This window comes from Actinoplanes sp. NPDC048967, assembly GCF_040649415.1.
In the GTDB taxonomy this organism is placed as follows: Bacteria; Actinomycetota; Actinomycetes; order Mycobacteriales; family Micromonosporaceae; genus Actinoplanes.
This window is the reverse complement of the sequence record NZ_JBEZFL010000003.1, coordinates 1,029,980-1,043,909: the sequence shown is the minus strand read 5'-3', so window position 1 is coordinate 1,043,909 and position 13,930 is coordinate 1,029,980. Positions and strand designations below refer to the sequence as shown.

Below are 13,930 nucleotides of genomic sequence, written 5' to 3'. Positions count from 1 at the left end.
GTGACGAGTTTCTCGCCCCGCCGGGCGGAGAACTGCGTCGTCATCACCGGACCGGCATGATGGGCGGATGCCGAGCCTGACCCGCGCCGAGGCCACCGCCCGGGCCGCCACCCTCACCGTCACCGGGTACGACATCGACCTCGACCTGACCGCCGAGGGTGACACCTTCCGGTCCCGGACGGTGGTGCGCTTCACCGCCGAGCCGGGCACCACGACGTTCGCCGAGCTGGAGCCGGCCGAGCTGGTGTCGGCCACGCTCAACGGCATGCCGGTGGACCGGGCCGCGCTCGCCGAGGAGCGGCTCACGCTGACCGGCCTGGCCCGGGAGAACGAGCTGGTCGTCGAAGCCCTGATGGCGTACTCGAACACGGGGGAGGGGCTGCACCGCTTCACCGACCCCGCCGACGACCGCGTCTACCTGTACGCCCACATGTTCCTGGACGGCGCCCGGCGGATCTTCCCGTGCTTCGACCAGCCCGACCTCAAGGCGCCCTTCACGCTGGCCGTGACCGCCCCCCATGGCTGGATCGTCGCCGCCAACGGGGAGCCGGCCGGTGCGGCCGACGGTGGGCGGTTCCGCTTCGCCGCCACCAAGCCGCTGTCGACGTACTTCGTGTCGCTGATCGCCGGGCCGTACCACTGCCGTACCGATTCCCACGACGGCATCCCGCTGGCCCTCTACTGCCGTCGGGCGCTCGCCGAGCACCTCGACGAGCAGGCCGTGGAGATCTTCACCGTCACGAAGCAGTGCCTGGACCGCTATCACCAGATCTTCGAGGTGCGCTACCCGTTCGGCCACTACCAGCAGGCCTTCGTCCCCGAGTTCAATTTCGGCGCGATGGAGAACCCCGGGCTGGTGGTGTTCCGCGACGAGTTCATCTACCGGTCGGCGGTGACCGACAGCGAGCGCGAGAACCGTGCCATGGTCATCGCCCACGAGATGGCCCACCAGTGGTTCGGCGACCTGGTCACCATGGCCTGGTGGGACGACCTGTGGCTGAACGAGTCGTTCGCCGAGTACCTGGGCACCCGGATCACCGCCGAGGCGACCGCGTTCACCGGCACCTGGACCACGTTCGCGATGCAGCGCAAGGCCTGGGGCATGCGCGCCGACCAACGGCCGTCCACCCACCCGGTCGCCCCCAGCGACGTGACCGACACCGCGCTGGCCTTGCTCAACTTCGACGGCATCTCGTACGCCAAGGGCGCGGCGGTGCTGCGCCAGCTCGTCGCCTGGGTCGGTGACGAGGCGTTCCTGGCCGGGCTCAACGAGCACTTCGCCGCGCACGCGTACGGCAACGCGACCCTGGCCGACCTGCTCGCCGCCGTCTCGAAGGCCTCCGGCCGGGACCTGACCGCCTGGGCCGACGTCTGGCTGCGGCGCGCCCAGGTCAACACGCTGCGCGCCGAGGTCGAGCAGGACGACAGCGGCCACTACACGGCCGTCAGCCTCGTGCAGACCGCGCCGGCGGACTATCCGACCCTGCGGCCGCACCGGATCGGCGTCGGGCTCTACGACCGCGGGCCGGACGGCACCGTGGTCCGGCGCCGGCTGCTGGAGGTGGACCTCGATCCGGCGGTGGACGGCGGCCGGACCCCGCTGCCCGAGCTGACCGGAGAACCCGTCGCCGAGCTGCTGCTGGTCAACGACGGCGACCTCGGGTACGCCAAGATCCGGCTGGACGAGAGGTCGGCTGGCGCCGTACCGCTGATGTTGCCCCTGCTGGACGACTCGCTGGCCCGGGCGCTGCTCTGGGGAGCGACGCTCGACGCCGTCGTCGACGGCGAGCGGCCGGTCGCCGAGCTGGTCACGCTGGTCCTGGCCGCCCTGCCGGTCGAGCGCGAGGTGGCGCTGGTCGAGGACGTGCTGCGGATGACCCGCACGCTGGTGGACCGCTATCCGACCCCGGAGACCCGGCCCGCCGCCCTGGAGATGCTGGCCCAGGCCAGCGACCGGCTGCTGGCGGCCGCCGAGCCGGGCAGCTCGCGTCAGCTCGCCGCGGTGCGCGGCCTGATCGGCGCGAGCGCCGACGTGCCGCGGCTGCGCGGCTGGCTCGCCGGCGAGGGCGTGCCGGCCGGCGTGACTGTCGACGACGACCTGCGCTGGCTCATCCTGTACCGGCTGGTCGTGCTGGGGGAGGCCGGGCCGGAGGAGATCGAGGCGGCGCTGGCGGCGGATCTGAGCGCCACCGGTGAGCAGCAGGCGGCGCGCTGCCGGGCCGCCCGGCCGGACGCCGAGGCCAAGGCCAGGGCGTGGGATCTGATCGTCAACGACATGTCGGCCTCGAACCGGATCCTGGAGGCCACCGCGCACGGTTTCTGGCAGCCGGAGCAGCTCGACCTGACCGCCGACTATGTCGCCCGTTACTTCGCCGACATGCCGGGCATGCTGCGCCGGCGGACCGGGATGAGCGGGGAGAGGGTGGCCGTCGCGGCGTACCCGTCGGTGGTCGTCAGCCCGCGGACCAGGGAGCTGGCCGCGGAGCTGCTGGCGACGCCGGACCTCTCGGCGATCCTGCGGCGGGTCGTCACGGACGGCGACGACGATGTCCGGCGTGCCCTGGTTGCCCGGGGATAGCGGATTCCGCCCGTTGTCCCCCGTTCGAGCCGTAGCCTCGGCTTTACGGGGGTGGGGGCTGGTGGAGTGGTCCGAGGAGCTGTCCAGTGGTCTGCTGCAGGCCGCACCGGACGCGATCCTGGTGATGGACGAGGGGCGCATCGTCCTGGTCAACGACCGGGCCGAGGATGTCTTCGGCTGGCCCCGCGGCGAGATGGTGGGTCTGCGCGCCGACACGCTGCTGCCCGACGCCGAGCGGGTGCCGGAGCTGGCCGGGCTGCGCCGCGAGGCCGACGACCGTGGCCCCGGCACCAGCCTGATGGGCACGCTGGCCCTCAAGGTGCGCCGGCGCAACGGCACGATCTTCCCCGCCGAGGCGTCGCTGTCGCGCGTGCAGACGCCGCAGGGCCGCCTCACGGTCGCGGTGATCCGGGACATGACCGAGCGCCAGCGGTTGCAGGCCGAGGCCGAACGCCAGCGCACCGAGGTGCAGGAACACCGCAACCAGCGGCTCGAGGCACTGGGGCAGCTGGCCGGCGGCATCGCCCACGACTTCAACAACATGCTCGGCGTGATCGTGAACTACGCCAACTTCGTGATCGAGGAGGCCGAGGCGCCGGCCCCCGACCTGAAGGCGATCGCCGACGACGCCCGGCAGGTCATCCGGGCCGGTCAGCGCGGCACGGACCTGACCCACCAGCTGCTCAAGTTCGCCCGCCGCGAGGTCGTACGCCCGCGGGTGCTCGATCTCAACGCGGTCATCGCGGACACCGAGGACATGTTGCGCACCTCGATCGGCGAGCACATCACCCTGAGCACCCGGCCGGCCCCGGGACTGCCCTCGGTCACCTGCGACCCCGGCCAGATCGAGCAGCTCCTGGTCAACCTGGCGGTGAACGCCCGCGACGCGATGCCGGCCGGCGGCAACCTGGTGATCGACACCGCCTCCTCACGCCTGGGGGTGGGCGACCATCCCGACCTCGCGCCCGGTGACTACGTCCGCCTGCGGATCTCCGACTCCGGCCAGGGCATGGCCCCCGAGGTCGTCGAGCGGGCCTTCGAGCCGTTCTTCACCACCAAGGCCAGCGGCGAGGGCACCGGGCTGGGCCTGGCGACCGTCTACGGCATCGTCACCCAGGCGGGCGGCAGCGTCAGCCTGACCTCCGAGCCCGGCCTCGGGACGACGGTGACCATCCTGCTGCCGGCCGGCGCGTCGGAGGAGGAATCGGTGGCGCCCGCGTCCGAACCCGTCGGCACCGCCGGGCACGGCGAGACGCTGCTCGTGGTCGAGGACGAGGACGCCCTGCGCGACGTGGCGGGCCGGATCCTGTCGGGAGCGGGCTACCACGTGCTGACCGCTGACGGCGGGGCGCAGGCCCTGGAGCTCGCCGCCGTGCACGAGGGCGCCATCGACCTGCTGGTCAGCGACGTGGTGATGCCCGGCATGCTGGGCAAGGAGCTGGCCGAGCGGCTGGTCTGCGTGCGGCCCGACACCCGGGTGCTCTACATGTCCGGCTACGCCCAGCCGGTGCTGGCCTCGCAGGGCACGCTGGAGCCGGGGGTGGCGCTGCTGGAGAAGCCGTTCACCGCCGCCGCGCTGCTCACCGCCGTTCGGCGGCGCCTCGACGGCTGATCTAGGATTCGCCGGATGCGGGAGCGGCGACGAATCGGGATCATGGGCGGCACGTTCGACCCGATCCACCACGGTCACCTGGTGGCGGCGAGCGAGGTGCAGAGCCGCTTCGACCTCGACGAGGTGGTGTTCGTCCCGACCGGGCAGCCCTGGCAGAAGGGCACGGTGAGCCCCGCCGAGGACCGGTACCTGATGACGGTCATCGCCACCGCCTCCAACCCGCGCTTCCAGGTCAGCCGGGCCGACGTGGACCGCGACGGGCCGACGTACACCGTCGACACCCTGCGCGACCTGAACGCGGTCTTCGGCGCCACGGCGGACCTGTTCTTCATCACCGGCGCGGACGCGCTCGCCAAGATCCTCTCCTGGAAGGACGCCCTCGAGATGCTCTCGCTGGCGCACTTCATCGGGGTCACCCGGCCGGGCTTCGAGCTCTCCGACGCCCACCTGCCGGCCGACACGGTGACGCTCGTCGAGGTGCCGGCGATGGCCATCTCGTCCAGCGCCTGCCGTCAGCGCGTGGCCGACGGGGAGCCGGTCTGGTATCTGGTACCCGATGGTGTGGTGCAGTACATCGCAAAGCGTGGACTTTATCGGGCCGAAGGTCCGGTTTAGGGCCATTCATCCGGGTAGAGATGTCATACCGGTATGAGAGGCTGGTAACTCTGAAACCGAACGAGGGGAGACCGGTGCCCGTCACCGAACGCGCCCGCGAGCTCGCGCTGACCGCCGCGCAGGCCGCGGCCGACAAGAAGGCCCAGGACATCGTCCTGATCGACGTCGCCGACCAGCTCTACATCACCGACGCGTTCGTCATCGCCTCGGCGGCCAACGAGCGCCAGGTCGGCTCGATCGTCGACGCCATCGAGGAAGCCCTGCTCAATCTGCCCGAGAAGGCCAAGCCCGTCCGTCGCGAGGGTGAGCGACAGGGCCGCTGGGTGCTGCTCGACTACATCGATGTCGTGATCCACATCCAGCACGCCGAGGAGCGGGAGTTCTACGCCCTCGACAAGCTGTGGAAGGACTGCCCGACCATCGAGTTCGTGGATCGTGACCTCGCCGAGGCGGACGCCTCCACCGGCGCGGCATGACCACTCGGCTCATCGTCTGGCGGCACGGCAACACGGACTGGAACGCGGGCGGCCGAGTCCAGGGCCAGACCGACGTGCCGCTCAACGAGCTGGGCCGGCAACAGGCCGTCGACGCTGCCGAGCTGCTGGCCCGGCTGCGTCCCACGGCACTGGTCGCCAGCGACCTGAGTCGGGCCGCGGACACCGCGGCGGCGCTGGCCGCCCTGACCGGCCTCTCGGTGAGTTACGACGAGCGGCTGCGTGAGCGCTCGTTCGGCCAGTGGCAAGGCCTCACCATGACCGAGGTCGCCTCGACCCGCCCGGAGGAGCACGCCCGCTGGCGGGCCGGCGCCGACGTCATCGGCGGCGACGTGGAGACCCTGGACGACCTCGGCAAGCGCGTCGCCGACGCGCTGCAGGCCGCGGCCGACCGGGTGCCGCCGGACAGCACGATCGTCGTCGCCACCCACGGCGCGGCCGCGCGCTCGGGCATCGGGCAGCTCCTCGGCTGGCCCCGCGAGCAGCTGCGCACCCTGCGGGCCCTGCAGAATTGCCACTGGGCGGAGCTCACCCACGACGAGGAACGCGGCTGGCAGCTGGGCAGCTACAACGTCGGCCCGTTCGGCGACCGACCCGTCCCGCCGCCGGTTTGATCTCCGGTGCCGGGAACGGGCGGGGCAGCGGGTAGCGTCCAAGCACCATGATTATCCGACGCATCAGTCTGCCTCTGCTCGTCGCCCTGGCCCTCGCGGGCTGCGCCAACGGCGACTCCGCCGGTGCGCCGGCCCCGGCACCCTCCGCGCCGCCGGCCTCGTCCGCGCCGCCCGCCCCGACCGAGGAGTCAGCACCCGTGAAGCCCTCGGCCGGCGGCACCACCACGCTCACCGGCACGATCGCGGCCGGGGTCGAGCCGAACTGCCTGCTCCTCGACGAGCACCTGCTGATCATCAACGATCCCGCGCAGCGCGCCGCCGCCAAGCCCGGCGCCTCGGTCACCGTCACCGGCCGCGTCGAGCAGGGCATGATGACCACCTGCCAGCAGGGCACGCCGTTCATCGTCACCACCCTGCGCGCGAACTAGGCCACCATCGGCTACGGTGCCCGCATGCCCGTCGCGGTCGTCACCGACTCCACCGCGTACCTGCCGTCCGAGCTGAGCGGGACGTACGACCTCACCGTCGTCCCGCTCACCGTCGTGATCAACGGCGAGGAGGGCCTGGAGGGCTCCGAGATCTCCCCGGCCGACGTGGCCCATGCACTGGGCCAGCGGCGGGTCACGGTGAGCACCTCACGGCCGGCGCCGGAGCAGTTCGTGGCCGCGTACCGCCGGCTGCTCGACGCCGGCGCGGACGGGATCGTCTCCGTGCACTTGTCGTCGCAGCTCTCCGGCACGTACGACGCGGCCGTGCTCGCGGCCGGAGAGGTCGGACCGCTGGTCCAGGTGGTGGACAGCGGCACCACGGCGATGGGCCTGGGCTTCGCGGCCCTCGGCGCCAGCACGGTGGCCGGCACCGGCGCGACCCTGGAAGCGGTACGCCAGGCCGCGGTCGACCACTCCGCCCAGGTCAGCACGCTGTTCTACGTGGACACCCTGGAATTCCTGCGCCGTGGCGGCCGGATCGGCGCGGCGTCGGCATTGCTGGGGACGGCGCTGGCCGTCAAGCCGATCCTGCACGTGGTCGACGGGTCGATCGTGGTGCGCGACAAGGTGCGTACCGCCGGTCGGGCGCTGGCGCGGCTGGTGGATCTGACGGTGGAGGCCTCCGGTGCGGGGGAGGTGGACATCGCGGTGCACCACCTGGGGGCGGCGGACCGGGCGGCGGCGTTGGCTGACGCGGTGACCATGCGGTTGGGTGACCGGCTCCGGGACTGCTACATCACGGAGATCGGGGCGGTGGTCGCAGCCCACGTGGGGCCGGGGGTCGCCGGGGTCGTCGTGCACCGGCGCGGCTGAAGCGGCCGGGGCCGCGCCGGCGACCTGGGTCCGCCTGTCCGGCCGGGGCCGCGCCGGCCACCTGGGTCCGCCTGTCCGGCCGGGGCCGCGCCGGCCACCTGGGTCCGCCTGGCCGGCCGGGGCCGCGCCGGCCACCTGGGTCCGCCTGCGCGGCTGGCTTTGCCGGGCGACGGCTGTCTTCGCCGGGTCAGTAATCGCCCGTGTCCTTGGGCCAGCTCTCGCCGCGCCAGCGTGGGGGTGTGAGCTGCTCCTCGGTCAGGTGCGGCACGACCTGTCGCCACGGCCGGATGGTTTCGCCGACCTGCACCTCGTCGGCCACCGGCAGCAGCGCCGGCCCGTCCTGCGGCCACAACGCCCGGGTGCGCCCGTCGTCCGCGATCAGCAGCTCCGCCGCCAGCGGCAACTGCTCGGCCTGGCGGGCGTACTCCCGTGCGGCGAGCACTCCCTGCGCCCGCCGCACACAGATCTCGTACGGTGAGCCCGGCGCCGCCCGGTAAGGCACCGTGCGCCCGTCGGCGTCACTCACGTACGCCATCGGGGTGATCGCCCGCGGCGATGCCAGATAGATCGCCTCCGCCTGCGCGAACAACCCCGGCAGATGATCGCTGTGGTCGGCTGTGACCAGCAGCGTGCCCCGATCGGGCGCGAAGGCGACCGGCTCCCCGCCGACCTGCCCCGCGAGCCCGGCCAGCCACCCGTCCAGCAGCAGATGCGAGGTCCAGTAGGAGTCCCCGTCGTCGATGAACTGCACGACGACCGGCTCGGTGGCCTTGCCCAGCAGCTTCGCCGCGGTCAGATTGGCCCGGGCGGCCGCGAACACCTCGTCGGCGTCGACATCCCAGCCGTTGTCGACGGACACGTACGTCATCGTCTCGGGGTGGTCCACCACGACGAACTCGGCCAGGAACGGCAGCGCGGGCCGCCTCAGCGGCGCGCTGACGTCCGACGGCGTGGTCACGCCCCGCAGCACCGGCCGCAGCAGCGGACGGGCCGCATGCCAGTCCACGGGGAGGCCGGGATTGCGCAGGAACCCGGCGACGAACCGGTCGACCCGGCGCCGGCGCCCCCGCGACCGTTGCGCCAGCAGGCCGTCGAGCTGAAGCACACTCGGAACGTCGTCACCGTCCGGAGTGAAACTGACCGAAAAGGTCGCCGAGTGGTATCGGGCGTCGGCGAACCCGGCGCGGCGCAGCCTTCTGATGACCTGGCTGGCCAGCCGAGCCCGGGCGACCCTGCGGAAAAACCCCACGCGCAGTGCCTCCTTGCTCTGCCCCCCGGCATCGGCCGCTGACCTTATCGCAGGCCTGTTACCGCTGGAAGTTCCGACCACCGACCGGTGACAGCCCGCGCCTCCAGGTCCTCGTCGTCGACGACGCCCGGGCTCAGCCCGGCGGCCCGCACAGCGGCCACGGCAGCCTCGGTCTGCGCCTCGGTGACCTCGGACAGCAGCAGCCCACCGGGGGCGAGCCAGCCGGCGGCACCGGCGACGACAGCGCGGAAGACATCGAGCCCGTCGGCGCCGCCGTCGAGGGCTGTGCGGGGCTCGTGCAGGCGAGCCTCGGCGGGAAGCAGGGCGAGGTGCTCGGTGGCGACGTAGGGGACGTTGGCGAGCAGGACGTCCACGTGACCGCGCAGCTCCTCGGGCAGGGCCGCGTAGAGGTCACCCTGGAAGACGTCCCCGCCCAGGTTGTCCAGGGCGCAGGCCACGGCGACGGGGTCGCTGTCGGCGGCGACCAGGCGGACGGCCGGTGCCCTTTCGCGTACGGCGAGACCGAGCGCACCGGAACCACAGCAGAGGTCGACCACGGTCTTGCCGGGCGTTGTGAGCTCGGCCACGGCGGTGTGCACAAGCAGCTCGCTGCGGACGCGGGGCACGAAGACGCCGGGGCGTAGCCGGACCCGGACGCCGCAGAAGTCGGCGAAACCGACGACCTGCTCCAAGGGCTCGCCCAGCGCCCGGCGATCGACGAGCTCGCTGAGATGCGCGGGATCGGTGGCGGCACTGCCGAGCACGGCGGCCTCATCCTCGGCGAAGACGCAGCCGGCGGCCCGTAGCCGGACGGTGGCCTCGGTCAGGTCGGTAACTGTCACAGCGCCATGTCTAGCAAAGCGGGGGAGGGCGCCGGAGGTTGTCCACAGTCCGTTTTCATCCACAGGGGCCGGGGCGGCGGAGGGCCGCTGCGGCCTAATTTCGGCCGGTGCGTGAGGCGAGGAATCTCGAGGAAGTCAGTGCCAGGCTGCGGACGGTCCTGGCGCCGGTGCGCAGCCGGCCCGCGTCACGGTCTGTGGACTCTTCGCGGCCTTCCGGGTCGCCGTGGGCCACGCCGCCGAGGCGGTTGTCCGGCGAGCTTCCTGGTTCGGGGGTGCCCGCCGTCGCCGGGGATTCGTCCGAGCCCGTCGCGTCGGACCAACCGCTTCATCGCGCTGCCCCTGTCCCTGACGAGCCCTCACCGCCCTCACCGGCTCCACCGCCCTCAGCGCCCGATCCGGTGCAGGGCTCGGTGCACGAGGCCGCTTCATCGTCGCTTCCCCGGAGAGGCGGGTTGGCGAAAGGCGATGATGCTTGGCCGGTGCCCGGTGGGCCACCGCTCACCTGGAACGATCTGTTGCCGGGCTGGCCGGATGACGTGACGCTGCAGCCTCGTGACGAGCCGCGCCCTGCTGTCGCAGCCGCCGACCCGCCTGCGCCGCCGCCCGTCCCCGCCCCCGAGGATCTGGCCACTCGTCCGCCGTGGGCTCCGGCCGAAGCACTGCGGCCGCCTGCCCTGTTCGGGCCCGACGCCGACGACGAATACCCCGAGGACGAGCCCCTGACCGGCGCCGGCGCGTTCGACAGCGCTCCGCGTTCGCGTCTCGGCGCCTTCGATCCCGGCCGTCGCGGGGTGAAGGCGCTGGCCGCGGTGGCGGTCCTCGTGGTCGTGATCGCGGCCCTGCTGGCGTGGCGGGCCCGTCCGCGGGTTGATCCGGTCGCTCCACCCGGCATCGACCCAGCCGCCGCGGATGCCACTCTCGCGGACGACTTGGATACTGCCGCCCCAGCGATCAGCGCTCCGGCCGGACCAGGCGCCAAGCCGTCCTCGCCGGCCGCGGTGGTCGTGGCGGTCGGCGGCAAGGTCCGCAAACCCGGACTGGTCGAACTGCCGCCGGGTGCGCGCGTGGCGGACGCTCTGCAAGCGGCCGGCGGCGCGAGCCCGGGCGTCGATGTGGCCCCGCTCAACCTGGCCCGCAAGGTCGCCGACGGTGAGCTCATCATGGTCGGCGTCACGCCCCCGCCGGGCGCTGCGCCGACGGGCGCTGCCGGTCCCGCGGCACCCGGGCACCCCGGTGCCGGGCCGATCAACCTCAACACCGCCACCCTCGCCGACCTCGACACACTCCCAGGCGTAGGACCGGTCCTGGCCCAGCGCATCTTGGCAGCCCGCGACGCCCAGAGCGGCTTCAAGGCGGTCAGTGACCTCCGCCAGGTGAGTGGCATCGGTGCGGCCCGCTACGAACAACTCAAAGATCTGGTGACCGTGTGAGCCGCGAGGCCGGCGCCACATCCGGCAACCACCCGGCAGAGGATCGCGCACCGGATCTCCGGCTGGCGAGCTTCGCGGTCGCCCTGTGGCTCGCTGCGCTGGCTTCGCTCTATCTGTCCGCGCGTTGGGGTCTCGTCCTCGGGAGTGCGACGCTGGCGACGGCCGCGGGCACAGCCCTGATCCACCGCATACCGCGTGCCTTCGACGACTCACGACGAGAAGCGGTGCGTTGGCTGGTTGCAGCTGCCTTGCTCGGCGCTGGCTGCGGGGCCGTGGCCACCGCCGCGCGGGTCAGTGTCCGGGATGCCGGGCCGATCGCTGCGCTTGTTGATGCCGGCGCCACCGTACGGGTGGATCTTGTGGTGCGGGATGATCCGCGGGCGTTGCGGGGGTCGCCCGGGTTGCCGGCCACCTACCTGGTCGCGGTCGAGCTGACCTCGGTGTTTCCCGAGGACGGGTCGCGGCTGCGGCTTTCGGTGCGGGCGCTCGTGCTGGGCTCCGACCCGGCCTGGAAACCGTTGCTGCCCGGCCAGCACGCGTCGGTCAGGGGCCGCCTGATGGCCCCTCGTGGTGGCGACCTGCGGGCTGCCGTCCTGTCGGTCAAAGACCCGCCCGTGCTGCACGGGCGTTCGTCGTGGACTCAGCGCGCCGCGGGCACCCTGCGTGCCGGTCTGCAACGTGCCTGCGCGCCGCTGCCGGACGACGTCGGAGGTCTGCTGCCCGGTCTGGTCGTCGGCGATACGAGCCGGCTCGACGACGCGCTGGAGGAGGACTTCCGCACGACCGGCATGACGCATCTGAACGCCGTGAGCGGCGCCAACGTGGCGATCATCCTGGGGGTGGTGCTGTTCGCGGTGCGGTGGACCCGGGCCGGGCCGCTGCTCACCGCTTCCATCTGTGCCGTCGCGCTGGTCGGTTTCGTGATTCTCGCGCGGCCGTCACCCAGCGTGGTGCGGGCCGCCGCGATGGGAGCGATCGGACTGATCGGGCTGGCTGCCGGGCGTCCGCGCGCCGCCCTGCCCGCCCTGGCCGCCGGGGTGGCAGTGCTGATCGTCGTCGACCCGGAGCTTGCGGGCGACATCGGTTTCGCGCTGTCCGTGCTGGCGACCAGCGGCCTGTTGCTGCTCGCGCCGAAGTGGCGGGACGCCCTCCGGCGCCGGGGATGGCCGCTGTTGGCCGCTGACGCGCTGGCTGTGCCCGCCGCCGCCCAAGTGGCGTGTGGCCCGGTCGTTGCCGGGATCTCGAGCTCCGTGAGCCTGGTCGCCGTACCCGCCAACTTGCTTGTTGTGCCCGCGATCGCGCCCGCCACTCTGTTCGGGGTCTCCGCCGCTGTGCTGTCGCCTGTCTGGCCGGCCGGTGCCGAGTTCGCCGCCTGGCTGGGGCAGTGGCCTGCTCGGTGGCTGGTGCTGGTGGCGACGTACGGCGCCCGGGTGCCCGCGGGTGCGCTGCCGTGGCCCGGTGGCGTGCTGGGCGCTCTGCTGCTGGCTTTGGTCACGGTCGCGCTGCTCATCGCCGTACGGCGGCCACTGGTCCGGCGGGTGGTGGCGGTTGTCTCGCTCGGGGCGATGCTCGGTGCCCTGCCCGTACGGCTGATCGCGTCGGGGTGGCCGCCGCCACGCTGGCTGATCGTCACCTGCGCAGTCGGCCAGGGCGATGCGATCGTGCTGCCGGCCGGCGTGGGGCGGGCGGTCGTGGTGGACGCCGGGCCGGAGCCGACCTCCGTCGATCATTGCCTGCGGCGGCTCGGTGTACGGCAGGTCGTGCTCTTCGTCGTCAGTCACTTCCACGTCGATCACATCGGCGGGATCGCCGGCGTCTTCCGCAACCGTTCCGTCCTGGGCGTGATCACGCCGGACTGGCCGGAGCCACCGGGCGGCCGTTCCCTCGTCGCCGCGCAGGCTGCCGGTGCCCGTGTGCCGATGCTCGCGGTGGGGCCGGGCTGGTCGTACACGGTGGGTGGGCTGGCGCTGACTGTGCTGGGGCCGTACGAGCCGTTGCACGGCACCAACTCGGATCCGAACAACAACTCGCTGGTGCTGCGGGGCCGGCTCGACGGCCGCACGGTGCTGCTGCCCGGGGACGCCGAGACCGAGGAGCAGCAGGCTCTGCTCAACCACCTCGGACCCGCGGCGGTACGCGCCGACGTGCTCAAAGTGGCGCACCACGGGTCGGCGTACCAGTTGCCGGAGTTCCTCGACGCTGTCGATCCCGCCGTGGGGCTCGTGTCGGTCGGGGCCGGCAATGTCTACGGGCACCCGAACACCTCCCTGCTCGCGCGGCTGAGCCGGGGCGGGACGCGGATCCTGCGTACCGATCGGGGTGGTGACCTCGCCGCTGTCAACACCGGCTCGGGTCTCGCGGTCGTGGCTCGCGGCGACCCGCCGCGATGACCTGTCACGTCCGGTGGCGCGCCCTCGTCCTGATGGCAACGACGAACGTAGGGAGTACGAGCATGAAGGTCGCAGTGGCCGGCGGCACGGGTCTGACCGGCCGCCACGTCGTCCAGGCGCTCAAGGATGCGGGTCACGAGCCGGTGGTGCTGGCCCGGTCGACCGGCGTTGATCTCGTGACCGGCGCCGGGCTGGACGCGGCGCTCGCCGGGATCGACGCCACCATCGACGTGAGCAACGTGACGACGCTGAAGCGCGCCGAGGCGGTCGGCTTCTTCGAGCGGGCCGGGCGTCACCTGCTCGACGCCGCCGCGCGGGCCGGGGTGCGGCATCACGTCGCGTTGTCCATCGTCGGCATCGACCGGGTGCACACGGGCTACTACCAGGGCAAAGTACGCCAGGAGGAGGTCATCCGGGCTGGGTCGGTGCCGTGGACCGTGCTGCGGGCGACCCAGTTCCACGAGTTCGCCGAGCAGATCCTCGAGCGCGTGCCCGGACCCGTCGCCCTGGTGCCCCGCCTGACCGTGCAGCCTGTCGCCGTACGGGAGGTGGCCGAGGCCCTTGTCGAGCTGGTCGGCGGCGAACCGCAGAAGGCCGCGCCCGAGCTGGCCGGGCCGCGGGTGGAGTCGCTGTCCGACATGGCCCGGCGGCTGGTCCGGTCGGGCGTCGTCCGCCGGCGAGCCGTGGTGCCGCTGTGGCTGCCCGGGCCCATGGCGCACGGCGGGCTGCTGCCCACCGGTCCCGGCCCGCGGGGCACGCAGCCCTTCGAGCAATGGCTGGCCGGGCGGCGTGGGTGACGGTTCGC

General features: G+C 72.8%; 12 protein-coding genes. 10 read left to right on the top strand and 2 right to left on the bottom strand.

Annotation, left to right across the window (positions count from 1 at the left end; all coding sequences use genetic code 11):
- The first annotated feature begins 67 nt into the window (after positions 1-67).
- The 7 genes from pepN (at position 68) to AB0C12_RS17420 (ending at position 7,214) form a co-directional block, all read left to right on the top strand.
- Entirely contained in the window at positions 68-2,578 is a 2,511-nt protein-coding gene (gene pepN, locus AB0C12_RS17450; RefSeq protein ID WP_360548928.1) for an aminopeptidase N, read from the top strand.
- A 61-nt stretch (positions 2,579-2,639) separates the two neighbouring features.
- Positions 2,640-4,190, top strand: coding sequence for an ATP-binding protein (locus tag AB0C12_RS17445; protein WP_360548926.1), 1,551 nt, complete (start codon positions 2,640-2,642; stop codon positions 4,188-4,190).
- A gap of 15 nt (positions 4,191-4,205) precedes the next feature.
- Complete coding sequence (gene nadD / locus AB0C12_RS17440; RefSeq protein ID WP_360548924.1) at positions 4,206-4,805, top strand: nicotinate-nucleotide adenylyltransferase; 600 nt, start codon at positions 4,206-4,208, stop codon at positions 4,803-4,805.
- A gap of 74 nt (positions 4,806-4,879) precedes the next feature.
- The gene (gene rsfS / locus AB0C12_RS17435; protein WP_360548922.1) at positions 4,880-5,281 is read left to right on the top strand and encodes a ribosome silencing factor; all 402 of its coding nucleotides are present in this window, start codon (positions 4,880-4,882) and stop codon (positions 5,279-5,281) included.
- Positions 5,278-5,913 (top strand): histidine phosphatase family protein, encoded by a 636-nt coding sequence (locus tag AB0C12_RS17430; RefSeq protein ID WP_360548920.1) that lies wholly within the window; start codon positions 5,278-5,280, stop codon positions 5,911-5,913. The genes rsfS and AB0C12_RS17430 overlap by 4 nt, the downstream gene beginning before the upstream one ends.
- Positions 5,914-5,960: 47 nt before the next feature.
- Positions 5,961-6,341, top strand: coding sequence for a hypothetical protein (locus tag AB0C12_RS17425; RefSeq protein ID WP_360548918.1), 381 nt, complete (start codon positions 5,961-5,963; stop codon positions 6,339-6,341).
- Between the two features lie 24 nt (positions 6,342-6,365).
- Complete coding sequence (locus AB0C12_RS17420; protein WP_360548916.1) at positions 6,366-7,214, top strand: DegV family protein; 849 nt, start codon at positions 6,366-6,368, stop codon at positions 7,212-7,214.
- A gap of 187 nt (positions 7,215-7,401) precedes the next feature.
- Here AB0C12_RS17420 and AB0C12_RS17415 read toward each other — a convergent pair whose 3' ends face one another.
- Together AB0C12_RS17415 and AB0C12_RS17410 are read right to left on the bottom strand one after the other, a co-directional pair.
- Positions 7,402-8,319 (bottom strand): hypothetical protein, encoded by a 918-nt coding sequence (locus AB0C12_RS17415; RefSeq protein WP_360548914.1) that lies wholly within the window; start codon positions 8,317-8,319, stop codon positions 7,402-7,404.
- A 188-nt stretch (positions 8,320-8,507) separates the two neighbouring features.
- Positions 8,508-9,305, bottom strand: coding sequence for a putative protein N(5)-glutamine methyltransferase (locus AB0C12_RS17410; protein WP_360548912.1), 798 nt, complete (start codon positions 9,303-9,305; stop codon positions 8,508-8,510).
- 659 nt (positions 9,306-9,964) lie between these two features.
- Between AB0C12_RS17410 and AB0C12_RS17405 the strand changes: the two genes are divergently transcribed.
- From AB0C12_RS17405 to AB0C12_RS17395, 3 genes are all read left to right on the top strand, one after another.
- Complete coding sequence (locus AB0C12_RS17405; RefSeq protein ID WP_360549058.1) at positions 9,965-10,735, top strand: ComEA family DNA-binding protein; 771 nt, start codon at positions 9,965-9,967, stop codon at positions 10,733-10,735.
- Entirely contained in the window at positions 10,732-13,125 is a 2,394-nt protein-coding gene (locus AB0C12_RS17400; RefSeq protein ID WP_360548910.1) for a ComEC/Rec2 family competence protein, read from the top strand. The genes AB0C12_RS17405 and AB0C12_RS17400 overlap by 4 nt, the downstream gene beginning before the upstream one ends.
- A 62-nt stretch (positions 13,126-13,187) precedes the next feature.
- Entirely contained in the window at positions 13,188-13,922 is a 735-nt protein-coding gene (locus AB0C12_RS17395; protein ID WP_360548908.1) for an NAD(P)H-binding protein, read from the top strand.
- The last annotated feature ends 8 nt before the right edge of the window (positions 13,923-13,930 follow it).